This is a genomic window from Ralstonia pickettii, assembly GCF_001699815.1.
Classification (GTDB): Bacteria; Pseudomonadota; Gammaproteobacteria; order Burkholderiales; family Burkholderiaceae; genus Ralstonia; species Ralstonia thomasii.
On record NZ_MCGB01000087.1, the window covers coordinates 80,009 to 105,868 of the forward strand.

Consider the following 25,860-nt stretch of genomic DNA (forward strand, 5'->3'; position numbering starts at 1 on the left):
TGACTGCGCGGGACCATCATGGAGCTTCGGCATCTTCGGTATTTCATCGCTGTGGCCGAGCTGCGCAGCGTGCGGGCCGCTTCAGAGCAGTTGCACGTCACGCAGCCGGCCATCTCGCGCCAGATCCAGGACCTTGAAGACGCCATCGGCGCAGCGCTGTTCGAGCGCACGCCACGCGGCCTGAAGCTGACGGCGGCAGGCACTGCATACCTTGATGAAGCGCGCGACATTCTCACGCGCGTCGATGCGGCAAACCGTCTGGCGCGGCGCATTGCAGACGGTGTGCATGGCCAGCTGCGGCTCGGCTTTGTCGAGAACGCCGCGTGGATCGGCATCGTCTCGCAGGCATTCAGCGCCTTCCAGCAGACCGCGCCCGACGTCGCGCTCGAACTCACGCCGATGAATACGCCGGAGCAATTTGAGGCGATTGCAGCGGGCCAGCTCGACGGCGGCTTCTGTTACCGCCTCGGCACGTTGCCGCAGAGCATCGCCGGCGTGCCCGTGCTGGAACAGAACGTCGTGCTGGCGGTGCCGCAGTCGTGGTCTCTTGGCAGCGAGCACGCGGTCCTCGCCAGCGAGCTTGTCGGTACGCCCTTCATCGCGTTTCCGCGCCGCATTTATCCCGCCTACTACGACCGGCTCCTGTCAGCCTGTGCCGAACGCGGGCTCACGCTCGATATCCGGCAGGAAGCATCGACGGAAACCGCCATCCTGTCGCTCGTATCTGCCGGCATGGGTGCGGCCATCGTCAACGCCGCCAATCGCCATCGGCCACCCGCCCGCGTGCGCTTTGTCGAACTGCGCGATCTGTCGGTACCGCTGCCGCTGGAATTCTGTTTCCTTTCGGCGCACACCAACGCGGCACTCCAGCGTTTTATCGCGCAGTTGCAGTAGACCCGGGCGCGTTCCGAGCGCGATGCCTGCAAGGCATCGGCCGCCGCAGAAATCGGCATTGGCCGCGCTTTTTGGCGTCGGCGATAGTGAAGACACCTCGTCTTCACGCTTGCCGCCATGACAACGTCTGCCTCGCTCATCGCCACTGACATCGACTTCGAACGCGTCGGCTTCCAGACCGGGACGCTGCGCCTGCCGTGGTCACATGACCGCTCCGCCTACGGGCATATTCCGATCCCCATTGCGGTGTGCAATGCCGGCGCAGGGACCGGCCCGACTGTGCTGCTGACCGGCGGAAATCATGGAGACGAATACGAAGGCCCCGTCGCCCTGATGAAGCTGCTCCAGCGGCTGCCGTCCATGGCGACGCGCGGCCGACTGATCGTGATCCCGGGGCTGAATTTCCCGGCTTTCCTCAATGGCTCGCGCACGTCCCCCATCGACCGAGGCAACCTGAACCGCATGTTTCCCGGTGTACGCAACGGGCAGCCGACCGAAATGATTGCGCACTATGTCGAGACCGAACTGCTGCCGCGGGCAGATGTCGTGATCGACCTTCATGCGGGCGGCGCATCGTTCGATCACCTGCCAACGCTGCTGGCGTCCCCACCGGCGCACGGTGAACAACGCGCGCTGTACCTGGAACTGGTGCGCGACTTTGGCGCACCGCACACCACGATCATGGATCTGCTTGGCGAAGACCGGACCTTCGCGGCTGCCGCCGAGCGTCACGGCAAGTTGTTCTTCTGCGGAGAGTTTGGCGGCCATGCCGGCTGCGACGCCGACAACCTCGCGATTGTCGAAGCCGGCCTGCAGCGCGTGCTGCATCGGCTTGGCGTGATGCCGGAGCCGGCAGTGCCAGCGCCAAAACAGACGCGCTTTCTGCGCGTGGAAGGCGCGCGCCATTACGTGTACGCAGCGCATGCGGGCGTCTTCGAGCCGACCTTCGCCCTGGGCGACCAAGTCCGCGCCGGTCAACTCGCCGGGCGGCTTTTCGACCCGCACCGCCCCTGGGCAGCCCCCGAGAACATCCCGTTCCGCGGCGACGGCACGGTCATGTGCATGCGTACGTTTGCACGTGTGGAGCCGGGTGACTGCATCGCCCTGCTCGCCTCGGAAGCCCATCTCGACTGAGCGGGCAGCCATTCGGTTGACCTCGCCACATAACAATACGGAGACCACGATGCGTACCCAAACCCTTTCAACGGAGCCGCCCGATGACGTTGCGCCGCTGCCTGTTACCGGCAATGTCGGCCACCCCGTCTACATCGTCCTGCTGTTCTTTGTGTGCTTTGCGTTCTCTTACCTGGACCGGCAGGTCGTCAGCATCCTCGTGCAGCCGATCAAACAGTCGCTTGCGCTGAGCGACACGCAGATCGGTTTGCTGCAAGGCTTCTCTTTCACGATGTGCTATGCGACGGCGGGCGTGTTTGTCGCGCGGCTCGTCGATCGGGCCAATCGCGTCAAGTTGATCGCAGCGTGCATCGCCATCTGGGCGATCTCGACTACCGCGTGCGGATTCGCGACGAACTTTCCGGAGCTGCTCGTGGCGCGTGCCGGCACTGCCATTGCCGAAGCGGCGTTAAGCCCCGCTGCACTGTCGATCTTCAGCGACATCTTTGCGCCGCGCCGGGTCGCGCGTGCAAGCAGCGTCTTCATGCTCGGGCCGTACGTAGGCGGGGGCCTGGCGCTGTTCGGTGGCGGCATGTTGTTGTCTGCGGCGGCGGCGGGCGGCGCAAATGCCTGGCTTGCCGCGCACCACATCGCACCTTGGCAAGCGGTGTTCATTGCGGTGGGCCTGCCCGGACTGGTGCTGGCCGCGCTCGTTGCCCTGACCGTGCGCGAGCCGCAGCGGCGTGAAGTGCTCGCCCACGCGGCGCGCGCCGAAGACGATGTGCCACCGCTCAAAGACGTGCTGAGTGAGCTGTTCGTGCGCAACCGCTTTTGCCTCGCGTACTTTGCAGCGTATGTCGCGCTCATCACGCTGTTCTACTCACACGCGGCGTGGTTTCCGACGCTGTTAATGCGCCGGTTTGATCTTGCACCGAATGTGGTCGGCCAAATGGCAGCACCCGCTTACATGATTGGCGGCATGCTCGGCGTCGCATGCGCCGGCATACTGGCCGCACGCGTCACCGACGAGACGGCATTACGGCGCGTGTTGGGCTTCTCGGCGTGCGCTGCCGCCGTGTTGGTGCCCGCAGCCATTGCGATGCCGCTGGTGGTGCAAAGCGGCGTTGCGGTGCTGCTCTACGGCGTCTGCGCATTTGCCGCCAGCATTGCGATGGGCCTGGCACCCGTGCCGCTGCAGATCGCCATGCCAAATCGCATGCGCGGCCGGTCGCTCGCCTTGCTGGTGTTCATGACCAATGCAATCAGCGGCGGTGTCGGCCCGCTGTCTGTCGGCTACCTGAACGAGCGCATGGGGCAAACTGGCACCAGCCTGGGAATGGCACTTGCAGTGGTGGGCGGTGTGTCTGCGCTGGTCAGCGCGGTGCTTTACACAATTGCGACACGGCGGGTGCCCGCTGCCAACGCCCGATGACTTTTGGAGAACCGTCATGCTGGTGAAATCTGCTTCCCCCGTCCATCACGTTGGCGCGGCAACCATCACACGCGTTGACGAGACCGATTTTGCGCTGCCGCCGGAACGCCTGTTCCCGCTCTGGAACGAAGAAGCGGGCCACGCGCTCGACGAGCGCTTTGCCACCGCGAGCCTTGATCTGACCAACCGCCGCGTGCCACTGAAAACGCATCTGTGGGTGGTGCAGGCCGACGGGCTCACCGTCGTCGTCGATACCGGCATCGGCAACGGCAAATCGCGTCCGTTCAGCGCGTTGTTCGACCGGCTCGACAATCCTGTGCTCGAGCGTTTTGGGGCCGCCGGCTTTCGGCCGGAACAGGTCGATTACGTCCTGCTGACGCACCTGCACGTGGACCATGTCGGCTGGAACACGCATTGGCAGAACGGGCGGTGGACGCCGGTCTTTCCCAACGCGACGTATGTGTTCGGACAGCGCGAGCGGGACTTCTTCGCGATGCCTGAAGGCGAACCGCGGCGCATGGTCTTCGAAGACAGCGTGCTGCCGCTGATTGAAGCGGGGCAGGCCCGCGCAGTGAGCAACGCGGGCGAAGAGATCGTTGACGACATTCGCTTCGTGCCCACGTTTGGGCACAGCTTCGGCCATATGGCGATCGAGATGCGCTCACGCGGCGAAACGGCGCTGTTCTCTGGCGACGTCATGCACAGCGCGATCCAGGTGCACCAGCCGGAATGGAACTCGGTGTTCTGCCTGGATCAGGCGCAGGCGCGTGATTCGCGGCGCTGGCTGTTGGACCGGGCGGCCGAAACGGATGCAATCGTCTTCGCCGCCCATTTTCCGGAAACATCGGCGGGCAAGGTGCAGCGTTCAAGAAACGGTTTCGAATGGAGCTACGCGCAGGCGCAGGTGTAGCACTGGCAGCCGCACGCCACAGGCCGGCGGCATGCTATGTGGATTGTGCAAACGACTGACGGGCCCCTCTGTCATCACGGAAACGCGATGGAACCCGCCCCGCCGTCTGCAGCGGCGCCACTATGCCGCCTTCATCAGTCCCTCCATCGCCTCACGCACATAGGCAATCAGGTCCGGCCCCATCCACGGGCTGGCGGAAAGCTCCGGCTCCCGCTCCATCGCCAGGCGCACCTTGGCCTGCGTCTGCGGATCGTTCCCTGCATACGAGCGGAACAACGCGATCCAATGCCGCGCAAGCTCCTGCATGGCAGGTGCATGCGCCGGCGTGCCCTTGGCCAGATGCTGCCGCACCTCGGCAATGAGGGTCGGCCACTCATTGGCACGCTTGCCGAAGTTCTCACGCATGAACTGCAACTCTTGCGCCGACAGATACTTCGCGTAGATCGCCAGCTTGGTCTCGTTGGCCGCCTCCATGATGAAGTCGAGCATCGCCAGGCTGATACCGGTGCGCGCCTGCAACGCCGGCTCGTTGATGTGCATCGTGTGCAGCTTGGCCGTGAGGATTGGGTCCAGCGCCGCATCCTGCGCGAGCAGCGCCATCCATTGTTTGGCGAGCGCCTGCGCCTCGCTGCTGCGTGAGGCCACCTGGCGCTTCATCGCATCCTGCACGGTCGACACCAGCGCCGCCCACCGCTCATGACGGGCCATATCGGCGTCCATGCGTTCGGCGCGGGCACGTTCTTCCTGCGAAAGATATTTGTCGTACATGGTCATCCATTCCAAGGTCGTGAGCCACTCGGTCAATTCGGGCTCCTCCTCGCGCACGAGCTGGCCGTGCAGGCGCAACAGCCGATCGCGCAGCACGCTGGCTTGCGTGATCTGCTGATCGAGCATCGCGATCTGCCGTTCCACGATCGTGGTGAAGGGGATGTCCGGATTGGCCAGAAAAGCCCCGACATCGGCCAGCGACATGCCGAAGCGCCGCAACGCCTGGATCTGGAGCAGGCGCGCGACGTCAGCCTTGTCGTACAGCCGGTAACCGCTGTCGGAGCGGGCCGAAGGCGTGAGCAGGCCGATGGTGTCGTAGTGATGCAGCATGCGCACCGAGAGGCCGCAGCGTTTGGCGAGATCGCCCACTTTCAACAACATGGTGGCTCCTGTCTTCTGGCTTGGACACAGGCTAGGACCTCACACAATGTGAGGGTCAAGCCCGGTGTGGATGGATCGCAATGGACAGTGCCCCGTGAAGACGCAGGCGCTTCCGGCATTCTGAACCGGGCCCCTCTGTGGTGGGGACCATGTCCCGCGAACCCGCGCCGCTGCGTGCGTCACAAAAAGTTCATTCAACTCTGTGTTCAGCGGGTCGTTTAGCAGAATGTCCGATCTAGCGTCTGCTGCCAACGTCATGACTTTCTCACCGACTCCCTTGCCCGCGGGCATTGCGCCCGAGATGCTGCGCACGGTGTTTCAACCGATCTTCCGCCTGTCGACCACCGAGGTGCTCGGCTACGAAGCACTGCTGCGCGGGCCGGCAGGCTCCGCCATGGAGTCGCCCGCTGCGCTGTTTGCCGCGGCATCGGACACCGCGGGCACGATTGCGCTGGAGACGACCGCCGCGCGTCTGGCCATCGCCAATTTCTCGGCCATGCGTCTGCCGGGCAAGCTGTTCCTGAACTTCAGTGCGCAAGGCGTGCGGCAGTTGCTGCAAGACCATGCGCGCCTGCTACACGCTATTGCCGATCACGATCTGCATCCGTCGCGGATCGTCATTGAACTGACCGAGCAGACGCCCATTGATGATCTGGCCAGCTTTGCCGAGGCGCTGTCGGTGGGACGCGATTTTGGCCTGCAGTGCGCGCTGGACGATTTCGGCACCGGCAATGCCAATCTGAACCTGCTGATCGAACTCACGCCCGACTTCATCAAGCTCGACAAATATTTCCTGCGTGACATTGCCAAGCATCCAGCCAAGCTGGACATCGCGCGCACGCTGCAGCAGACGCTCAAGGGCGGCGCCACCAGCATCATTGCCGAAGGGCTGGAAACCGAGGACGAACTGGGCGTGGTGCGCGACCTGGGCATCCGCTTCGGACAGGGTTTCTTCCTTGCACGCCCCCAGGACAAGCCCACGAGCGACATGTCGAGCCAGGCGGCGCGCGTGCTGCAGTCTTCGCAGATTGCGGTGTTTCCGCAGGCCGTGCGCGTTGGCTGGCGCGCCATCACGGCCAGCAAGCTCTTGCGAATGGCACCCACCCTGCCCCTGCGCAGCAGCAACGACGACGTGCTGCACCTGTTCAACCGCCACCCCGATCTGCACACCGTGGCGCTGCTCGATGAAGACAAACGCCCGCTCGCGCTTATCGCGCGCCGTGCATTCATCGACCGCTATGCGATGCCGTACCACCGCGAGCTGTACGGCAAGAAGCCGGCGCTGGCATTTGCCAACCGGCAGCCGGTTCTGGTGGAAAAATCCGCATCGCTGGAAGACATGTCGGCGCTGCTGATGAGCGAAGACCAGCGCTACCTGACCGACGGCTTCATCATCACCGAGCATGGCCGCTACCTGGGCCTGGGCACCGGCGAAGAACTGGTGCGCACCGTGACCGAAATCCGCATCGAGGCCGCGCGCTACGCCAACCCGCTTACGTTCCTGCCGGGCAATATTCCGTTGAACCTGCATATTGAACGTTTGCTGGAAGCGCGGGCGGAGTTCTATGCCTGCTATGTGGATCTGAACCACTTCAAACCCTTCAACGACCAGTACGGCTATTGGCAGGGCGACGAGATGCTGAAGATGGCCGCCGCCGTGCTGGCCAACGCATGCGAACCCACGCGGGATTTTCTCGGCCACGTGGGCGGGGACGATTTCCTGATCCTGTTCCAGAGCGCCGACTGGCAGGCGCGCATCACGCAGGCCATGGCGGCATTCAACACCAACGCGCTCGCCATGTACACGCCGGCTGACCGCGCCGCGGGCGGCATGCATGCAGAAGACCGCAAGGGGCTGCCGGCGTTCTTCCGCTTCGTGACCATGGCGGTGGGCGCGCTGCACGTGCTGCCCGGCGCCGCACATAACAGCGACGACATCGGCACCGCCGCCGCCCTCGCCAAGCGGCGCGCCAAGCAAAGCGACAGCGGTTTCCATCTGGAAGCCATGCGCCCCACGCAACCCGTGCGGGCCATGGGCTGACACATCTCGGACAACGCTACAGCGTCGCTGGAATCAGCCCGAGTAGCGCGGCCTTCACCACGGCATGCGTCTTGTTGGCGGCATTGAGCTTGGTGACGGCATTGCGGATGTGGAAGTTCACGTTGCGCTCGGTCATCTCCAGGATGGCCGCAACTTCCGCCGCCGTCTTGCCTTCGGCCGTCCAGTGCAGCGTCTGGCGTTCAACCTCTTTCAGGCGCGTGGCGGCATCGGGCAAGACCTTCTCGGCCATGAGCGTGCCGATGCTGGCGTGTGCGCGCTGGCTCAGCCAGATCATTTCGGGCTCGCTGGCGGCCAGTTCGTCTTCGGTGATGGGCGTGGCGCGGCGCACCAGGCTGAAGGTGCCGAAGATGCCGGTGTGGTCGCGAATGGTGTGTGACCACCCGTGGTTAAGCCCGTGCTGGCGCGCGTCCGCCCAGAACGGCGCGTCTGCCGTGGCGATGCCGGACCACAGCACGGGCTTGACGCAGCGCTGCCCAAACTGCAACACCGGGTCGATGGCCAAATAGCGGTTCACACGGTAGTGCTCGCGCCAGGGCTCCGGGTAAGTGCTCCAGCAGAGGGTGTTGAAGCGCGTGATCGGAATCGCTGCACGCAGGGCATAGGCGCAATAGTCGAAACCGAGTAGTGCCAGCGCCGGTTGCAGACAGCGGATGACTGCATCGGCATCGCGCAGGCCGTTCAACTGATGCAGCAATGCTGCACGCCAGGCTGTTGCGCGGTCATGCGGCAATTGATCGTGAGCGCCCATCCCATCGGCCTCCAGAACACACACTGAATCGCCATGCGCATCCCGCTAACCGGCCTTCCTCATTTCAAACGGACGGAAAGCGTGATCGGCCTTGTGTTTTGCTGAGCGCAATCGCTGGCGTTTTTAAACTATACATAATCCGAAACGAATTGCGCGCCGTGCATAACCGATGCAATTAGTAGAATTTCTCGAATATTGGAATAGCGCAATACAGAGATAAATACATGGATAGCCAAACGGCTTTGCGCAAAAACACGCCCATTATTTGAATCTGACTTTTAGCCGCGGCATGCCCACATTCCCCCACCACTGTTTGCGCGGGTGTGTTTCTTACAAGCTACCGGTAGGCGAAATTCGTATCATCGGCTTCCATCATTGCCAGCCCCCTGGCACCCCAGGTGCGCCTCTGGGCGCGTTGGCGCATCGCGCTGTCGAAAACGCCGCAAAGCGTGCGCCAGCGCCACATTGGGGTGGTGCGATAACGCGACACCCAGCAAGGAGCGCACCCCTCTTCCGCGACAAAACGCCGCAGTAAAAATAACAATCTCGACGTCGTACGTGCAGGTTAATCAACGTTCGGGAAAATTGACGTGTCAGATTTACACACACGTGTGGCGATTTGCTCCCACAGCGGAGAATTAAGGCAAGAACGGCTTTCTTATTGGGGTTTCGCTCTGTCAGCGAAACCCTTACAGTCTGGTCCGCGACTCGCCCTCTCGATGTAGTCGAGACCCCGACAAAAACACGACGGTACGAAGCAACAGGGTTTTTGGCGCGTCTTCATCCTCGTCACTTCCCCGGTTTGTGGCGCTTTTTCAAATCCGGATTGCCCGGAATTGGCGGAGCTTTGCCCAAATCCAGAAATGTGGCGCGGACTTAATGCGGCGGTTGCCCGCTCCACTCACCCACTTGTTTAGGAAGTTCCGTTTCATGCGCTCCACTCTGATTTCACTTGGTCTTGTCGCCAGCGCCGCTCTCGGCCTGTTCTCTGCCGGCGCCCAGGCCAACTGCGTTGCCAATCCGCCCACGCAATCCAACACGACCTTCCCCGCCAGCCTGACCGGCAAGCTCGCGTATCACAGCTACGTCAGCTACGGCGACGGCACCAGCCAGATCTTCATCTACGACTTTTCGGCCCGCACGCTGCAACAGGTGTCGAAGGCGGCCTGGGGCATCCAGGACCCGATGAATGCCGTGTTCAGCCCTGACGGCAAGTGGATCGCCTTCATGGGCATCACCAATAACGCGTGGAATGTGTTCTTCTGGCAAGTCGGCTCGACTAGCATGCCGATCAACCTCACCAATAGCACCGGCCAGACGCGCAATGAAGACCCGAAGTTCAGCACCGATGGAAAATCGCTGTTCTTCAAGCAGAACGGCGATGTGATGCAAGCCGCGCTGTCGTACACCAGCTCGGGCCCGGTCTTCACCTCGACTGTGAACCTGACGCGCACGGCACCGACGCTGGAAAACTCGATGCCGTTTGCAACGCCGGACGGCACGGCCATCTACTACACCACCGGGACGGGCTCGGACATGGGGCTGTACAAGCAGACCGTGGGCAGCACCGCCAAGGTGGCGTTCGACACGCCCGCCGGCCTGGCGACGTACTACCCGATCGTGCGCGGCGACGGCACCGTCTTCTACGCCCGCTGGCTCGACGCCACCAGCCAGGCTGACCAGATCTACACCAAGGTCAACCCGAGCGACACGCCAAACCAGCTCACGCTCAACGATTGCAACAGCAACAACTCCGACCCATCGCCCGTGAACAACACGAACTACGTGTTCTTCTCGTCGACCAGCGCCGGTGGCTATCAGCTCTACCTGGGCGATGCGAGCACCGGTCAGCGCTGGAGCCTGTCGCAGTTTGGTGTGAACTCGGACACGACCAAGGCGAAGCTCGGTTCGAACTACTACGCTGGCACGCCGACGGTCGCCGCGCAGGCGGTGACGCTGCTCTCGCAGGGCAAGCCGGCCAGGGCGTCGTCCAGCTACAGCGCCAGCCTCGGCCCGGCCTACGCGTTCGACGGCGACACGACCAACACGCGCTGGGATTCGGTGGAAGGCGTTGCCGGCGCACAATGGCTGATGGTCGATCTGGGTTCGACCCGCACCATCACCGGTGTCGACCTGTACTGGGACGCGGGCGCCAAGGTGTACTACATCCAGACCTCGAACGACGGCTTGACCTGGACGAACATCTACTCGACCTCGAGCGGCGCTTCGTGGGGTCACACAGCGCTGGCCAACCTCAAGGGCAGCGGTCGCTATGTGCGCATGTACGGCACGCAGCGCGCCACGCAGTGGGGTTACTCGCTGGATGAAATGCAGGTGTGGGGCTACTAAGCCGCGGTATCCGCATCAGCATCGTCTGACATGACAAACGCCCCGGTGGCTTCGGCCATCGGGCGTTTGTCATTGGTCATGGGGTCGATGAGCGACCCGCATTGGGACCTACCCCTAGATTGTCAAAAGCTGAACATTCAGCCTGGGCACGACTCGGCACGATGGCGTCTCCGCACCACGCCAGAGGATCGACGATGCCCACCCACAAATCGCCGCACCCCCCTGCGCACGGCATGAGCCGGCGCGATTTCCTGACGCTCAGCACTGCCGCCGCCGGCCTTGGCGCGCTGGGCCTGACCCTGCCGGAAGGCGCGCATGCCGCCGACGCCAACTGGCATGCGGGCCAGCTCGCGCACCTGATCCCGGCAGCCAGCCACGAACGCTTTCTCATCAAGGCATCGTTCCACGCACCGCTTGCACGTGCGCCGTGGCTGATGGTCAACGGCACGCGCGTCGCCGGCGAGCAAACCGATGCCGCCGGCCGCTTCTGGCGCTTCGATGCGCGCGGTCTGCAGCCTGCCACGCAATACACGCTGCGCATTGTCGATGCCGGCGGCAAGCCGCTGGCCGACGCGTGGCCGCTGCGCACCTTTCCGGCGCCCGATGCCGCCCCCGCGCGCCTGCGCATCCTGGCCTACACCTGCGCTGGCGGTTATGACGGCCCCCCGGTGGCCGGCAAGACCGCGTGGCTCGACATGAACGCACGCCGCCGGCTGCTGGCACGCGGTATGTCGTTCGCGCCCGACACCGTCATCGCCAACGGCGACCACATCTATTGGGATCTGCAGACCTCGCAGAACAAGCCCTTCGCACGCCAGGTGCGCGAACTGATGTGGGCGAAGTTTGGCGGCGCGATCGACACATCGGTGCCGATGTCGCACCCGAAGAACGAAGCCATCTTTACGCGCGTGTGCGACTACCAGATCCGCGGGCTGTACGGCACCACACTGCGCTCCACACCCGCGTATTTCCTGACCGACGACCACGACACCTTCGAGAACGACGAGTTCGACGACAAGGTCGCCACCCTGCCGCCGGAGCCTTACGGGCTGGTCGGCGCAGAGCTGACGCAGCGCCGCTACTACCCCGAGTTTCTGCCCGACGCCAACCGCCCCGTGTGGCTGCCCGGTGGAGACAAGGCCGGCATGCCCACCGACACCAACAGCGCCTTCGGCACGCTGCGCTACGGCGCGCTGCTCGAAGCTGTGCTGTACGACTGCCGGCGCTTTCTCGACAACAAGGGCATCCACGCACGCGTCGTGCCGCAGTGGGTGGAAGATTGGCTCGTGGCGCGCACACGCGCTGAAGACACCGCGCACTTCTTCCACGTGCCCTCGCTGCCGTTTGCGTATTCGTCGGGCAAGCTGGGCGACTGGTATCCGGACCTGCTCGATCGGAAGACCGGCCGCCTCGTGGCCAACCAGCCCAAAGCTGGCTGGCAGAGCGGTTGGCATGCACAGCATCAACGCTTGGTGGCTGCGCTAGCCCAGCAGACACAACGCGCAGCCGTCATCGTGCAGGGCGACTTCCATGCATCGGCGGCCGGGTCGATGTCGCGTTCGGGTGATCTGGCGCTCGCGCAACCGGTGCATACGGTCATGACTGGCACGCTTGGCACTGGCGACCTCGCCTTCCCTTCAGCATTCCGCAGCATCGAGACCACGCCGGCACTATCCGTCGCCATGCAGGAGGCGCTACGCCCGACGGAGAAAAACGGCTTTACCATCATCGACGTGACGCCCGAGAAGATGACCTTCTCGCTGTTCATGTGGCGCCCGCCCGAGCCGGTGGACGCCATCGATACGCTGCAGCCGGCCCTGGTGTACGAGGTGCCGCGCCTGGCTTGAGATGCCAGCACACAACAACAAGGAGACGCATGGCGAAGATCTGCATCGTGGGGGCCGGCTCGATCGGCTGTTATCTGGGTGGCCGTCTGCTGGCGGCCGGCGCCGATGTCTCGCTCGTGGGCCGCGCACGCATCGGCAACGAACTGAGCGCGCACAGCCTCACCTTGACGGACTACCGCAATGGGCGCTGGCACGTGCCGCCGGCTGAGGTGCGCTACATGGCCGATCCCAGCGCGGCCGCCGATGCCGATCTCGTGCTGGTGACCGTGAAGTCCGCTGCCACGCAATCCGTGGCCGATGAACTGAAGCCCGTGCTGCGCGCGGGCGCCATTGTCGTCAGCTTCCAGAACGGTCTGCGCAATGCCGACGTCCTGCGCGCCGCCCTGCCGCAGCAGATCGTGCTGGCCGGCATGGTGCCCTTCAACGTGATGCAGCCTGGCCCGGGCGCCTTTCATCAGGGCACGGCCGGTGACTTGGAAGTGGCGGCGTCCCCCGCGCTGCAACCGTTTGTTGATGACTTCCGCCGCGCGGGTCTGCCGCTCACGGAACGCACCGACATGGCGGCCGTGCAATGGGCCAAGCTGCTGCTCAACCTGAACAACGCCATCAATGCGCTGGCCAACCGGCCGCTGAAGGAAGAGCTGTCCCAGCGTGCGTACCGGCGTTGCTTGGCACTGGCACAAACGGAGGCACTCCGGCTGCTGTCGCGTGCGGGCATCCGGCCCGCCAAGCTGACGCCGATACCGCCGACGTGGATTCCACGCCTGCTTGCCACGCCCGATGCGGTGTTTGCGCGACTGGGCGGCAAGATGCTCGCCATGGACCCGCTCGCACGTTCGTCCATGTCTGACGATCTGGCCGCCGGGCGCACGACTGAAGTCGACTGGATCAACGGCGAAGTGGTTCACCTGGCGGAGCGCCTCGGGCAACGCGCCCCCATCAATGCGCAGCTGTGTGCGATGGTGCATGCCGCCGAATCTGCCGCCGCGCGCCCGAGCTGGTCGGGCAACGATCTGCTGGCGGCCTTGGGGGCGCCGAGCTAGGCGCGGCGGGTTAGTCGGCGCCAGCTTCGCTCGCGCCAAGCAACAGCGCCATATCCTGAATCTCGATATGGCCATAGCGCAGGCGGATCGCACCGAGCTTGACCAGCGCTTGCAGCTCCTTGCTGAGCGTCTGCCGGCTGATGCCGAGCATCATCGCCAACGCGTCTTGCGAGGTGGATATGCTCGCACGCCCCTCTGCCGATTGAGACACATCGCCGTGCGCCAGCGAGGCAATGCGCCGCGCCACGCGCGCCCGCGTACCGTGCAGTGCCGCACTCGCCAGCGAGCCATACGCCAGGCGCAGGCGCGTCGCCACCAGCCGCGCAATCGCCCCGGCAAATGCGGCATCACGCATCAATGCTTCAAAGCGCGCCACGCTCACCGCCAGCACTTCCGAATCTTCCAGTGCGATGGCGCAATGGCCGCGCGGTTGTTGATCGAGCGTCGAGACCCCGCCAAACCAGTTGCCTGGCTCCACCAACGTGAGGATGGCTTCATCTCCGTCGGCATTGAAGATGGAGAGCTTGAGCGCGCCGCTGGCCACGCCAAAGAACGCATGCGAACCGGCATCCATCGGATCGCCCTGACGAAAGAGAAATGCGCCGGCGGCGATTTGCACGGGCACCGTGGCTTCGAACAGCGCGTCGGCAACGTGCGGCGCGAGGCTCCGGAACCAGGGGTTGGCGGCAAATGCGTTCATCACGATTCAGTTTCCGGCACTGAGCCTCGGCGCCCTAACACCCATCCGACCGACAGCACGTACCGGCTGCCGGCTACCACGCGCGTCACGCTGTGCTCGCACGCGTCGGGGCGGAACAGCTTGATACGCCGTGTCTGGAAGATCGGTTTCGCGCAGACAAACTCGCCGCCCGCGCGTGGCGACTTCAGCACGATGTTCAGCCGATAGTGCCGGCCGTTGGTGACGGGGTCGGTATGCGGTGGAATTTCCGAGCCGTCCGGATAGCGGATCAGGTAGCTGTCGAACGGGATGGGCCACGGCGCGGTGGCCAGCAGCATCTTGTCGTAGCCCGTGCCCTGGCGGCCGCGCTGCCAGCGAAAGGCGGTGCCGAAGAATGCGCGCAAGGAAGACATGGAAACGAAGCGGCCGGGATGGAATCCGGGCATGTTAGCCGGGAACTATCGGCGCTTGTCGAATTTCTTCCAGTACTGGAACGGCTCCCGGTGGCACTCATAGTCCAGCTCGGCTACGCGCGTCTACAGACGTTCCTGCGCCTCCTGCACGGCGAGGTTGTAGACCGTGGGGCCGATCTCTTCAAGAAAGAAACCGAGCAGCGCGCCGGCCTGGATGTTGCCGATGCGCTCGTCCAACTGCTCGGTGAAGTAGCGCTGGATGGATTGGACGGCTTCTTCGCGGACGTCGCGGAAAGCCAGTGCAGAAAAGGAGACGCCGACAGCGTTGTCAAATCGACAGGCTTTGCGCAAAACGCCGGCGTGCCGAAGCGGCTGAAATGGCGCCATATCGGGCTCTGCGGGCAAGGAACTTGCTGATGCGCGGCGCGGTTGCGCATGCGGGCATGCGTCGCCTATCGTGTCATCAGCACGATTGCATCGCACGCCACGCCTGGGAACCCGCATGCGTATCGAACTGAACCACACCATCGTCTGGTGCCGCGACAAGCAGAAGTCCACGCGCTTTCTGCGCGACATCCTCGACCTGCCCGAGCCAATCCCGTTCGGGCAGATGCTGGTCGTGCCGCTATCGAACGGCGTATCGCTCGACTTTTTCGACAGCGATGCGCCCATCGCCATGCAGCACTACGCCTTTCTCGTCAGCGATGCCGAATTCGAGCAGGCGTTCGCACGCATCCAGGCGAAGGGACTGGCGTACTGGGCAGACCCCGCGAAGAAGCGCCTGGGTGAAACCTACGAACACAACGGCGGGCGCGGCCTGTACTTCGACGATCCGGATGGGCATTTTCTGGAGATCATGACGCGGCCGTATGACCTGGGATCGTAGCTCGCATACCTTGCGCCTCTCGGGCAGCGCGACCAAGGCACACATCCGCCGGACTTCGTAAGGCATCGGCACGATCTTGTACGGCACCGCGACAGGCAGCCGCGCGGATTGCCGTTGCCTTGCGCGCGACGCTACGCCACCGCACCCACGTTGACCACATCGGCCACGCAGATGCGATCGCGCCCCTGATGCTTGGCGTCGTACAGCGCGCGGTCTGCGCGTGCGCTCAGCCGATCGAACGATTCGCCGGGCTGCCACGCCGCCACGCCACCGCTGATGCTGTAGCTGCAAGACTGCGCTCCGGCCGTGACAACGTGCGCGGCAGCGGCCTTGCGCAAGCGTTCTGCCAGGTGCATGGCGCTGCTGCTGTCCGTGTCGGGCAGCAGCAACGCAAACTCTTCGCCGCCAATGCGCCCGAGTACGTCGGTGGGCCGCAACTGTGCTTGCGCCATCTGCACGAACGCGCGCAACACGGCATCGCCAGCAGCATGGCCGAGGGTGTCGTTGATGCGCTTGAAATGATCCAGATCGAGAATCAGCAATGCCAGCGGCCTCGCGTCCCTCAGCACACGGCCAACATGACGGCGCGCCAGCGCCTCGAAGCCCTGGCGCGACAGCGCACCGGTCAGGAAATCGCGGTTGGCCGCATCGCGCGCGTCGGCCAGCAGGGCGTCATGCACCATCAGCATGGCCGACATCGACAGGATGGGCATGATGGCCGCTGCCACCACGAGCAACAGCACGCTGCCGGCGGTGGCAAACATGCTCGGACTGGACGCCGCGTGCAGCGTCAGGAAGTAGACGCCGCGTACGAGCTGACAAATGCCGAACACGAAGGCAATGATGGCCGTGACCCGATACGGATACGTCGATCGACCGGCGGGCGAATGGCGCAACAGCATCCACACCAGTGCCGTACAGAAGGCGGCTGAAAACAGCGTGGTCGAAAACACCCGCATGGGGATGCTGTCGACAGCGTAGCGCCAGTAGATGACCGCCACCCCCACCGCCGTCACACCTGCCAGCAGGGTGGGCCACTGCGGCCGGCGGCCGAGAAAACGCGCACAGCCTGCGTAGTACGCAGCCCCACCCAAGGCCAACAGGACATTGGCCACGACAACCGACAGGCCATCGGGAATCTTCCCGCGCAGCAGGATCAACGGCAGTGCCACCACCACGGCCAAGTTGGCGCCAAACCATTCGGCGATGCCTGCCTTGCCGGCGCGCAGCAACGAACCGAGCAACCCCAGCAGCACGAAGCTCATCAGCGCCGACGTGGCAATGGCGACGCCTGGATCCAGCATGAGCACTCCCGCAAGGTCTTTTGTGGCGGGGATTCTACGAAAAGCCGCGCGTTGCGAACATCACCGGGTGGTGGGGCACACCGCAGCCGCTACCGCGGCCAAACTCAACGCTTAGGTCCGAGGTCGTCTACGGCATATCCGCCGGCGGGTTGCAACGCGGCTTCGGCGGCGTCCACCTGGGCAGGCTCGGCGTCAACGGTCAGCACAAAGCGCCCCCCGATCACGACGTTCTGGAATTTGCGCTCGTAGGTCCCGGCGCTTTCGCCGCCGGGCTCGTAGTCGCCGCACAGGAAGTTGCCGCACAAGGCACCTGCCTCGTCACCCTGGTGCGACAGCGCGACGTGCTCTCGGGTAAGGCCGGTGTTCAACACGGCTTGGCGAGCTGCTTCAGCAGCAGCATGGTCTGTGAAGATGCGGACGATGGTCGGCATGGGGGTTCTCCTCGTCGTGGTGAACCCAAGGTTGACGCATCGGCCGTGCCCAGCAACACGCCGGGCCGCCCGCTCAGAACAGCGCCATCTGCCGCATCCCAAACCCGATTGCCTCCTCCACCCGCATGCGTGCGTGCGTGAGCGACCCCTCGATGCCCGAGAGCGTGCCGGCCAGCCAGCGGTAAAGCAGCGGCGCCTGACCGCGGGGGCTCAGGTGGATTTCACCGAGCTTCTTGCCACGCTTGTCGCGGTAGTAGTGGGAGCGGTAGCCGCGTTCCCAATGCGTGATTGGGCCGCGCCATCGGCGCAAGCGGCGGGGTTTGGTCGGGAAGTTTTCGGCGGACAATGCCGACGCCGGTTCCTCCCAGCCGAAAGCGGGTTTGGCAAACAGCGGCAAACCTTCCAGATCGGGGTAGAAATCCATCGTCGTATGCTCAGCTAGCCGCGCCGCCGCAGGCTTTGCAGACAAAAACGGCGCGCAGCCCGCATGATACCTGGGTTTATGGCAGACAGCACGTGCAAATGGCCTAGCGGCGCGCATCGGAACAACGCTGCGCACGCCGGACACTTCTCGCTTCGGTATGATGGCCGCTCCCAACCTCATGACACGCGGCAATCAGCCGGTACCGAGCATGAAGAACGCCTTTAACACGTTGATGACACCCCGAATTGCTTGCGCCCTGTTGTTGGCGGCAAGCTGCGTCGCCCCGGCTCACGCGCAGGAAAGCGCCGTCGCGCCATTGCTCCGCCATCTGGCCGATCGCCTCGTTACCGCGGATCAGGTCGCACTGAGCAAATGGGACAGCGGCCAGCCGGTCTACGACCCCGCGCGCGAAGCCAAGGTCATCGCCAACGCCTCGTCGCAGGCGACCGCCTACGGCCTGGCGGCGGCGGACGTGAGCGACGTCTTCACAGACCAGATCGAGGCGAACAAGGAAGTGCAGTACGCCCTGCTGAACGACTGGCGCCGGACTGGAGCCGCGCCCACCGCGCAGCGGCAGAGCCTGCCGGAGGTGATTCGCCCCAAGCTGGACGAACTGCAGAAATCCATCCTGCAAGCCTTGCGCGAGGCTGCCACGGCACGCGGCCAGGCGGACTGCCCCGTGCAGGTGGCGAACGAAACCGGCCGTGTGGCGCAGGAGAAATCGCTCGATTCCCTGCATCGCATTGCACTGGACCGTGCAACGGCACGGCTCTGCTCCACCCGCTGATCCCATGAAAAAACGGCGCGGTCCTCAACGGGCACGCGCCGCAGACGAGAACAAAAAAGCCGGCCCAAGAAGACCGGCTATGCGAGAAGAGGCGATGTTCTCAGCGCCGCGACTATCGGCCAAAAATAGGGTTCTCATTTCCGGCGCTTGCAACGCCTTGATTGACAAACGTGCCCCCTGGGCCTGCCGGGTCAAACTTCTCATCCGGTAGGCCTGCGCTGCAGCTAGAAATCCGCCTCCCCCGCCAAAGTTTTCATTCGCGGTTCCAAAACAAAGAACGAAAATGCCGAAATCGCTCGCAGCGTCTCAAACGTAGCGCATTCGTGGGATGAGCCATTCTTCAATCGCTGCACCCCGCCAGCAAGGCCTGGTGGTCAACTTCTGCTGAGCGAATTCAAGGTCTCGAGCAACACTTCCATGGCCGCGTTGCAATCGGTAGAGTCCTGAGGGTCGGCTAGCAGCGCCGCCAATGCGCGGTCAATGGCTTTGTCCAGAAGTTGCCAATCGTCCGGTGCTCTGGGCCTCAAGCTGGCTTCAGCCGAGTCCCAGGCGACCTCGAGATCCTTGATTCGCGTTTTCGCGGCTGCCAGGTTTCCCTCATCCACGAAGTTGGCCGCGTCGGCGACGATGATTCGGAACGAGGTCAGGTCTCCGAGTTTGGACGCCGAGCGCGCTGCGAAAGCGCTATCCGTGCCCGCAGAGTTTGCATCTGTCGGTTTGGAACAGCCTGCCCCAAGCGACACGAAGACAGCGGCAGCCGCAACGGCGACAGAGCGAGCGATTGAGCAATGAGAATGGCGCATGGGTGTTCCCTCGAGGCTGGCGGTGCGGATGAGTCGGAGGGCCGTCGGTCAATAGATCCGTGCTCTGGGTACCGATCGCGCTCACTAGGACAGCGGACAATCAGTAGATCCATGGGATGCAGCGCTTCGTGCGCTACTGCACTATCAGGGCAACAGCCGGTAGTGACGCCATTGCCAAACGGGTTACACCTGGCCAAGGCCAGCGCAAACCGCGAGGAAGACGGCGGTAGTTTCTCCGACGGTGGGGGACAGGCTCTTGGGCACGCAGAATGAGAAAGTCACATTAGGAACATTGCTAAGCCATCGCTTGAATCGGGACGATCTGAGCGCATTCACGAGACATGCCTCCTGTTGGGTGCCTCCATCGAGGGTAGTCTGAGTGGCAAAACATAGATGAGGCATAGGGCGTTCTTTCCCGCTCACATGGAACTGCCGTTGCTTCACGCCTGTTGAATGCCGGTTATGCCGGTGTCGTATCCCTAAGCCACCCGCGAACCATCGATACGCTCGGCGCCGCCATCAGCGCGAACATAGCGCCGAGCAGTCAATCCCGCTGCGTGCCCGCTGCCGCTCGTGCAGCCGGCGCCAGCAACTGAGTCCTGCCCCGCCTTTCCGCCGGCAACTGGCTTCAGCGGACGCCCGTGCCGAGCACAAACAGGATGCCGGCCCGAGCAACCCGATGCGGACGCGGTTTGCGCCCCGGATAGCGCAAGCGCCATGGCTTCGCCGGCGGGGCAGCAAATCGATCGATGCCCACCGGTCGTCGATCGGAGGGCGATCCATGCCGTGCTCCTCCGTCTCACCACATGCGGGTTGCGCGCACACCATCGACCACGTTATCGGGTGATCTGCAGGCCCAGATAGACCAGCAGTTGCTGCCCATCTTCGGCGGGCGCTCCGAACTCGCGGCCGACCGCGCCCAGCAGCGTGTAGGTGTCATTGATCTTCCAGTGCATGCCGAGGTTCAGCAACGTGTGGTGTACGCCGGGGGCCTGCGTCCTGCGCACCTCGGCAATGCACTCGCGCCCTTCACCGCAGGCGTGGCCAGCAACGATGCCCGCAATCCATTGGCTATCGCCGCCGCCCGAAACGAAGTTGCGGCCAACCTCGGTCGAGACCCCGAAACCTCCGACATCGGTTGCCAACTCAAGCGGCAGGAAGAACTCGTGCCCGTCGCTCGCAATGCCGCGCCGCGTGGATCCATCGAGCATGCTGTGGCTGTACTGCGGATAGGTCGACACCGAGAACCCCGCCTGCTCCTGATCAATGAAGCGCCATTTCACGCCGAAGTTGCCAGTTCCCAGCCCCGACTTCCACCGCTGGCCATCGTCACGGACAAACGTCCAGGGAATGTCGGCCTTGAGCTGGATGTGATCGCCCCAGCCGTAGTTGATGTCGGCGTCGGGTGCGGCCACCTCCAGGCGCCCGTGCGTACGGGTTGCGATCGAGCCGAGGTTGACCTCCCAATGGCCATCGCCGGGCGTTTCGGGGTCGTCTGTCACCATAGGCGGGCCGCCTTGCGCCAGAGCGGGCCCGGCGATTGCGGCACTCGCAATGAGTGCCAACCAGCGCGCTGTGCGGCGCAGACGTGCTCTCACGCTGCTCGAAAATGGCTGATGCATAAGCGTCTCTTGATGGGTGAAGTAGGAAATGAATGCGTCCGCTCAGGATTGGGAGGAGATGGCGGACATGGGCTCCGGACGCGCGCGCGACGCGCCAAGCGAGTCAAACCCGAGGTAAAGCACCGGCGCGATGAACAGCGTGATCAGCTGCGAGAGCAGCAGGCCGCCCACGATCGAAACGCCGAGCGGCTGGCGCAGCTCAGCGCCGGCGCCAATGCAGGCGCTCGCGGGCGAAGTTCGCACTTGCGTCATACAGCGGCTTGCTCCAGACAACGCTCGTGCCGTACGCAGCAGCATTGCCCAGGGTTAGAGAGCGTGCGAGAAGGGCGCGGCAGGCGCAGCGCGCCCCGGCGACACGCAGGTCGCACAGGGATGCGCCCGACGCTGCAGCGCTACTTCGCGTTGCCGGGCAGCACGTCGTAACGCAGCAGTCCGGCCTTGGTGTCCGCCGAACCGCCAACGGCCACGTACAGCCGGTGGAGTTCGGGTACCAGGAACGCCGTCTTTGCGCCCTTTTCCGAAGGCACCCGCGCGATCTCGTCATAGTGGTCGGCATCGCGCTGACGGAACACGGCAATGTAGTCGTCGCCGGCTGCGTAGATGCGGCGGTTCTTTGCGTCGAACATCATGCCGTTGGTGCGGCCCGGCGCATCGAAGCTCGCCACCGATTGCCCGGTCTCCGTATTGATGACCACGAGCTTGAACGGCTTGCGGGTGATCACGAACAAGCGCTTGTTCGTCTCGTCCAGATCGATCTGCGAGTTGTCCTTCCCTTCCTTGATCTGCCAAGTGTTCAGCAGTTGCCCCGTTCTCTTGTCGAGCACGGCAATCTCGCCCTTGCCGGCAACATTGACGAACACGCGCGATCCGGCCTGCTCGGCCACGATGCCTTCCGTAAAGTCGGTATCAAACGTGGTTTCGCCCAGTGTCTTGCCCGAGTCAACATCCACCCGCGTCACCAGGGTCTTGGCCATCTTGGTAGGCGCGTTCTTCCCACCGGTGACAAACCACAGCCGGCGCAACGAACGGTCGTAGCTCATCACGTCAGCGCCCGGCGTCAGCTGGATCGTGCCGATCACCGAGTAGCTCTTGCCGTCGAGCACCTTGCTCAGGGTGGCGCCGCTGTTGCTGACAAACAGCCGATTGGTCTTCGGCTCATAGTGGATGGCGTGCGGCGTCTCCATGCCTTTGACGGTCTTTAGGTGTGCGCCGCTGCGCAGATCGAAGACCTCCAAGGTTCCGCCGTCTTCGCCGGCCAGAAACAGCCGGTTGCCTTTGATGTCCGCACCGAAATGATCGAAATCACCGTCGTACCCGGGCAGATCCGTGCGGCTGAGCAGGTGCAAAGGCTCGCCCGCCAAGGCAACGTTGGACAGCAGCGTCGATGCTGCGAGCGCCACGGCGGTGGCGACCGTGCGAATGTTCACTTTCATGGGAGTCTTCACCCTTCACATATGCGGCGCACCGCTTCAGTTGGCCTGCTCGAACAAGGCGTCGTAGCTTGGGATCTTCCTGGCCAGTGCATCCCGCAGCGCGTTCGACTTCTTCAGGTACGCCATTTCCTGGCTGCTGGTGTTCGGGTTGGCCGGCGGATTCTTGAACGCGTAGACCACCAGGCCGATGTTGTTGCCTTTGGCATCGCGCATGGGCATCAGCACGACGAACTTCTTCGGGTTGTCCTTGGTGCGGTTCCAGCGCGGGTCGACAATGGTGATGCCCTTCTTGATCACGTCGATGTCATCGGGGTCGTCCGCGTTGCCGATACGCTCCGGGTAGGAACCCGCAAACATCGTGAAGATGTCGGTCTGGCCCGGCGGCGTGCCATGCAGCGTGATGCTCAGCAGTTCCGGATGCTTGGACATCGTCTCGTCAGACAGCTTCTGGCCGTAGATCTTGTGGGACGGCGGTGTCCAGTTCTTGTCCGCCCAGGAGGGCGCACTGCTCAAAGCGGCCATGCCGGTCAGTGCTGTTGCCAGTGCCAGCTTGAAGAACTTGTTCATGGGTGTCTCCGTTCTTGAGATGTCGTTGGTCGCATCCGATCTGTGGAAGCGTGAGCCCAGTCTAGTGGGGGACTCTGTACGCTTCCTGTAGTGATCCTTAAAATTCATTCAGCCAGGCTGGCGCCGGATCGAATAGCATCAACGGGACGCGATCACGCACCCTGATCACGCACCGCACGAGAACCACCCTCGCCGCGCTATGAGACTGGAGCACCCCGCATGAAGTCGATCGGCAGCCGCATCACCCTTTGGTATGCCATTACCGTCACGGCAACGCTGGCTTGCCTCTTCATCGCGGGCCATTTCCTGCTCGACCGCTATCTCGTCCGGCAACTCGATGAACTCAACGAGGCGCAGTTCAAGCACCTCAAGGCCACCCTCGGCCGGGACTACGCCAAGCTGACGCCGCCGGAGATCGACGATCGCATCCGCCAGGCCACGGAGTCAGCGTCGTCGCTGTTCTATATCGACATGCATGCGTCGATGGCGAACCGGTTCTTCAAGTCGCGCAACCTGCATGGGCAGTCGATTCCCGACATTGCGGGGGAGCGTGCGTATTCGATCAACATGAGCACGATTGGCGAGGTGCGGGTCAGTGAGTTCCAGCTCGCGCCGTTCGATGTCATCGTGGCCACGCCGCTGGCCCCGGTGAAGGATCTGATGGCCGGATACCGGCTGGTCTTCTTTGGCTTGCTCGGCACCGCGCTGGTGATCAGCGTTGCGGTGGGCTACGGCCTGAGCCGGCTGATCCTCCACCCCGTGCGCGTGATCCAGGCCACCGCCAACCGCATCCGCTCCGACGACCTCAGCCAACGCATCCCGGTTGGTGATGTGAAAGACGAGATCGCACAGCTGTCGGCGTTCCTGAACCAGATGTTCGACCGGCTGGAGATGTCGTTTGCCGAGATTCGGCGCTTCGCGGCGGAGGCATCGCATGAACTCAAGACGCCGATGTCGCTGGTGGCGCTGCATGCCGAGCGACTGCTCGTCAGTGAGGGCCTGACGCAGCAGCAGATGGATTCGGTGGCCGTCATCCTGGAGGAGCTCGGCCGCGTAAACCGGATCATCGATGAGCTGCTGTTCCTCTCGCGCGCGGATGCCGGCGCCGTGCTCCTCGAACTGCGCCCGCAGTCTCCGGTCGCGCTCCTGAGCACCTTCGGCCAGGATGCCTCGGCCCTGGCCGAGCATGGCGGCAAGGTCTTCGACTGGTCACACCGCGGCGAAGGTGAGGTCAACATCGATGGCCCCCGCATCCGGCAAGTCCTGCTGAACCTGCTGACCAACGCCTTGCGGGTGAGCCCCCAGGGCGGTGTGGTGTACCTCGATTCGACATTGGCGGCCGGCATTTGGCGCATCAGCCTGGTGGACGAAGGCCCCGGCCTGACACCCGAGGAATGCGAACGCATCTTTGAACGGTTCGTACGCCTTCCCTCGCCCGGACAGGATCAGCGCGGCAGCGGCTTGGGCCTGGCCATCTGCCGCAGCATTGTCGCAATGCACAAGGGAAAGATCTGGGCCACCAGCCGCGACGTCGGGCGCGGGCTGCGTGTGGTGATCGAGATTCCCGCCGCACCCGCGGCGTAATACCTGCGGCAGGACCAGGATCGACACTTCGGCCTGCCGTTGCGTCGCAAAGGTTTGCCGCGAGCAGTGATCGATCCCGCTGGAGTGATACCGCGCCATCCGTGTCCTTGCGCGCGGCCGCGCCGTGACGGGTCCCAGCGCGGCACTCGCTCCAAAACCACCGAGCCCGCTGCTAGCGCCTGGTCATCTCCACGGTTGCTCGGGCACACCCCTCACAGAGCACCGGCATCTAGGGAAAACCCACCCCGAAATCCGGCGTGACCTGAACGCGCTTTCAGAAACAGTTCACGTTCGAGACAGGCTGGCTGTCTAGTGTATGGGCACGGTTGGAACGACCCAACTACCACGTGATCCCTCGCAACCTAGGACGCATAACGATGAAAACCCGAGACAAACTCCTGCTGTGTTCCGCCGTCGCCGGCATGATGGCCGCAGCTCCTGCCGCACAGGCGGCCGACAAGATCACCCTGATGGTTGGGGGCTACGAGAAGATCATCTATCTGCCCGCCAAGCTGGCCGAAGGCCTGGGCTACTTCAAGGAAGAAGGCCTGAACGTTGAGCTGCTCAACGAAGGCGCCGGCGTGGATGCAGAGAATGAGATGCTGGCCGGTGCTGTGCAGGGCGTGGTGGGTTTCTACGACCACTGCGTCGACCTGCAGTCAAAGGGCAAGTACATCGAGTCGGTCGTGCAGCTTGCCCATGCACCGGGCGAGGTCGAGCTGGTGTCGAGCAAGCTGCCGCAGGTCAAGAGCATGGCCGACCTCAAAGGCAAGACGATGGGCGTGACCGGCCTGGGTTCGTCGACCAATTTCCTGACGCAGTACCTGATGGTCAAGGCCGGTGTGCCGATCGGACAGTTCACCTCGCTGCCGGTGGGCGCAGGCACGACGTTCATCATGGCCATGCAGCAGGACAAGATTCAGGCCGGCATGACAACCGAGCCCACGATCACGCGTCTGCTCAAGACCGGCGAAGCACGCGTCCTGGTCGACCTGCGTACGGCAGAGAAGACCAAGGAAGCACTCGGCGGCACCTATCCGGCCGCCTCGCTCTATATGCCGACGGACTGGGTCGAGAAGAACAAGCCCACCGTGCAGAAACTCACCAACGCCTTCGTGAAAACGCTGCGCTACATCAACACGCACAGCGCGGCAGAGATTGCCGAAAAGATGCCCAAGGATTTCTACGTGGGTGACAAGGACGGTTACGTCAAGGCGCTGGAAAGCGGCAAGGCCATGTTCACGGCAGACGGCGTGATGCCCAAGGGCGGGCCGGAAACCGTGCTGTCGGTGCTGAGCGCGTTCTCGCCGAACGTGAAGGGCAAGAAGATCGACCTTGCAAAGACGTACACGACCGAGTTCGTAACCAAGGTGAAGTGAT

General features: G+C 63.7%; 24 protein-coding genes and 1 pseudogene. 12 read left to right on the forward strand and 13 right to left on the reverse strand.

The features are described 5' to 3' along the window. Nucleotides 1-18 precede the first annotated feature (18 nt). From BEK68_RS18600 to BEK68_RS18615, 4 genes are all read left to right on the forward strand, one after another. Entirely contained in the window at nt 19-894 is an 876-nt protein-coding gene (locus tag BEK68_RS18600; RefSeq protein ID WP_024542345.1) for a LysR family transcriptional regulator, read from the forward strand. A 117-nt stretch (nt 895-1,011) separates the two neighbouring features. Then, nucleotides 1,012-2,028 carry a succinylglutamate desuccinylase/aspartoacylase family protein gene (locus BEK68_RS18605; RefSeq protein ID WP_024542344.1) on the forward strand — a complete coding sequence of 339 codons (1,017 nt, stop codon included), beginning with the start codon at nt 1,012-1,014 and terminating at the stop codon, nt 2,026-2,028. 49 nt (nt 2,029-2,077) lie between these two features. Then, a complete protein-coding gene (locus BEK68_RS18610; protein WP_024542343.1) occupies nt 2,078-3,439 on the forward strand; it encodes an MFS transporter in 1,362 nt (453 codons plus the stop codon). A 16-nt stretch (nt 3,440-3,455) separates the two neighbouring features. Further along, complete coding sequence (locus BEK68_RS18615) at nt 3,456-4,349, forward strand: MBL fold metallo-hydrolase (RefSeq protein ID WP_027693601.1); 894 nt, start codon at nt 3,456-3,458, stop codon at nt 4,347-4,349. 120 nt (nt 4,350-4,469) lie between these two features. Here BEK68_RS18615 and BEK68_RS18620 read toward each other — a convergent pair whose 3' ends face one another. After that, nucleotides 4,470-5,498: a MerR family transcriptional regulator gene (locus tag BEK68_RS18620; protein WP_024542341.1), complete on the reverse strand. Its 1,029-nt coding sequence runs from the start codon at nt 5,496-5,498 to the stop codon at nt 4,470-4,472. A 256-nt stretch (nt 5,499-5,754) separates the two neighbouring features. On the opposite strand from BEK68_RS18620, the gene BEK68_RS18625 reads away from it, so the two are divergent. Next, nucleotides 5,755-7,539, forward strand: a complete 1,785-nt coding sequence (locus tag BEK68_RS18625) for a phosphodiesterase (RefSeq protein ID WP_024542340.1) — start codon at nt 5,755-5,757, stop codon at nt 7,537-7,539. Nucleotides 7,540-7,555: 16 nt separating this feature from the next. Here BEK68_RS18625 and BEK68_RS18630 read toward each other — a convergent pair whose 3' ends face one another. After that, entirely contained in the window at nt 7,556-8,308 is a 753-nt protein-coding gene (locus tag BEK68_RS18630; protein ID WP_024542339.1) for an autoinducer binding domain-containing protein, read from the reverse strand. A 930-nt stretch (nt 8,309-9,238) separates the two neighbouring features. Between BEK68_RS18630 and BEK68_RS18635 the strand changes: the two genes are divergently transcribed. The 3 genes from BEK68_RS18635 to BEK68_RS18645 all read left to right on the forward strand — a co-directional run bounded on the left by BEK68_RS18635 (nt 9,239) and on the right by BEK68_RS18645 (nt 13,547). Then, nucleotides 9,239-10,657: a discoidin domain-containing protein gene (locus tag BEK68_RS18635; RefSeq protein ID WP_024542338.1), complete on the forward strand. Its 1,419-nt coding sequence runs from the start codon at nt 9,239-9,241 to the stop codon at nt 10,655-10,657. A 194-nt stretch (nt 10,658-10,851) separates the two neighbouring features. Then, a complete protein-coding gene (locus BEK68_RS18640; RefSeq protein ID WP_024542337.1) occupies nt 10,852-12,504 on the forward strand; it encodes an alkaline phosphatase D family protein in 1,653 nt (550 codons plus the stop codon). Between the two features lie 29 nt (nt 12,505-12,533). Further along, nucleotides 12,534-13,547: a 2-dehydropantoate 2-reductase gene (locus BEK68_RS18645; protein WP_024542336.1), complete on the forward strand. Its 1,014-nt coding sequence runs from the start codon at nt 12,534-12,536 to the stop codon at nt 13,545-13,547. Nucleotides 13,548-13,557: 10 nt separating this feature from the next. Here BEK68_RS18645 and BEK68_RS18650 read toward each other — a convergent pair whose 3' ends face one another. From BEK68_RS18650 to BEK68_RS18660, 3 genes and pseudogenes are all read right to left on the reverse strand, one after another. Next, the gene (locus BEK68_RS18650; protein WP_065851847.1) at nt 13,558-14,247 is read right to left on the reverse strand and encodes a Crp/Fnr family transcriptional regulator; all 690 of its coding nucleotides are present in this window, start codon (nt 14,245-14,247) and stop codon (nt 13,558-13,560) included. Beyond that, a complete protein-coding gene (locus BEK68_RS18655) occupies nt 14,247-14,639 on the reverse strand; it encodes a hypothetical protein (RefSeq protein WP_024542334.1) in 393 nt (130 codons plus the stop codon). The genes BEK68_RS18650 and BEK68_RS18655 overlap by 1 nt, the downstream gene beginning before the upstream one ends. 45 nt (nt 14,640-14,684) lie before the next feature. Continuing rightward, nucleotides 14,685-14,990 (reverse strand): annotated as a pseudogene (locus tag BEK68_RS18660) (DUF2164 domain-containing protein). Between the two features lie 151 nt (nt 14,991-15,141). On the opposite strand from BEK68_RS18660, the gene BEK68_RS18665 reads away from it, so the two are divergent. Continuing rightward, nucleotides 15,142-15,525, forward strand: a complete 384-nt coding sequence (locus BEK68_RS18665; RefSeq protein WP_024542333.1) for a VOC family protein — start codon at nt 15,142-15,144, stop codon at nt 15,523-15,525. A 131-nt stretch (nt 15,526-15,656) separates the two neighbouring features. Here BEK68_RS18665 and BEK68_RS18670 read toward each other — a convergent pair whose 3' ends face one another. From BEK68_RS18670 to BEK68_RS18680, 3 genes are all read right to left on the reverse strand, one after another. Then, on the reverse strand, nt 15,657-16,829 hold the full coding sequence (locus tag BEK68_RS18670; protein WP_024542332.1) for a GGDEF domain-containing protein: 1,173 nt from the start codon (nt 16,827-16,829) through the stop codon (nt 15,657-15,659). Nucleotides 16,830-16,933: 104 nt separating this feature from the next. Further along, nucleotides 16,934-17,260, reverse strand: a complete 327-nt coding sequence (locus BEK68_RS18675; RefSeq protein ID WP_004632709.1) for a hypothetical protein — start codon at nt 17,258-17,260, stop codon at nt 16,934-16,936. A 73-nt stretch (nt 17,261-17,333) separates the two neighbouring features. Further along, a complete protein-coding gene (locus BEK68_RS18680; RefSeq protein WP_024542331.1) occupies nt 17,334-17,684 on the reverse strand; it encodes a hypothetical protein in 351 nt (116 codons plus the stop codon). 208 nt (nt 17,685-17,892) lie between these two features. On the opposite strand from BEK68_RS18680, the gene BEK68_RS18685 reads away from it, so the two are divergent. After that, complete coding sequence (locus BEK68_RS18685) at nt 17,893-18,471, forward strand: chorismate mutase (protein ID WP_404944685.1); 579 nt, start codon at nt 17,893-17,895, stop codon at nt 18,469-18,471. A 374-nt stretch (nt 18,472-18,845) separates the two neighbouring features. Here the strand turns inward: BEK68_RS18685 and BEK68_RS18690 are convergent, their stop codons facing one another. From BEK68_RS18690 to BEK68_RS18710, 5 genes are all read right to left on the reverse strand, one after another. Next, a complete protein-coding gene (locus tag BEK68_RS18690) occupies nt 18,846-19,274 on the reverse strand; it encodes a hypothetical protein (protein ID WP_004632703.1) in 429 nt (142 codons plus the stop codon). Between the two features lie 836 nt (nt 19,275-20,110). After that, nucleotides 20,111-20,779: a hypothetical protein gene (locus BEK68_RS18695; protein ID WP_024542329.1), complete on the reverse strand. Its 669-nt coding sequence runs from the start codon at nt 20,777-20,779 to the stop codon at nt 20,111-20,113. 159 nt (nt 20,780-20,938) lie between these two features. Continuing rightward, nucleotides 20,939-21,148, reverse strand: a complete 210-nt coding sequence (locus tag BEK68_RS18700) for an efflux RND transporter permease subunit (protein ID WP_024542328.1) — start codon at nt 21,146-21,148, stop codon at nt 20,939-20,941. Between the two features lie 140 nt (nt 21,149-21,288). Then, the gene (locus BEK68_RS18705) at nt 21,289-22,329 is read right to left on the reverse strand and encodes a YncE family protein (RefSeq protein WP_024542327.1); all 1,041 of its coding nucleotides are present in this window, start codon (nt 22,327-22,329) and stop codon (nt 21,289-21,291) included. A 36-nt stretch (nt 22,330-22,365) separates the two neighbouring features. Beyond that, nucleotides 22,366-22,896: a hypothetical protein gene (locus tag BEK68_RS18710; protein WP_024542326.1), complete on the reverse strand. Its 531-nt coding sequence runs from the start codon at nt 22,894-22,896 to the stop codon at nt 22,366-22,368. 219 nt (nt 22,897-23,115) lie between these two features. Here BEK68_RS18710 and BEK68_RS18715 point away from each other — a divergent pair, with 219 nt between their 5' ends. Together BEK68_RS18715 and BEK68_RS18720 are read left to right on the forward strand one after the other, a co-directional pair. Beyond that, complete coding sequence (locus BEK68_RS18715; protein ID WP_004632694.1) at nt 23,116-24,480, forward strand: HAMP domain-containing sensor histidine kinase; 1,365 nt, start codon at nt 23,116-23,118, stop codon at nt 24,478-24,480. A gap of 377 nt (nt 24,481-24,857) precedes the next feature. Next, the gene (locus BEK68_RS18720) at nt 24,858-25,859 is read left to right on the forward strand and encodes an ABC transporter substrate-binding protein (protein ID WP_004632691.1); all 1,002 of its coding nucleotides are present in this window, start codon (nt 24,858-24,860) and stop codon (nt 25,857-25,859) included. The last annotated feature ends 1 nt before the right edge of the window (nt 25,860 follow it).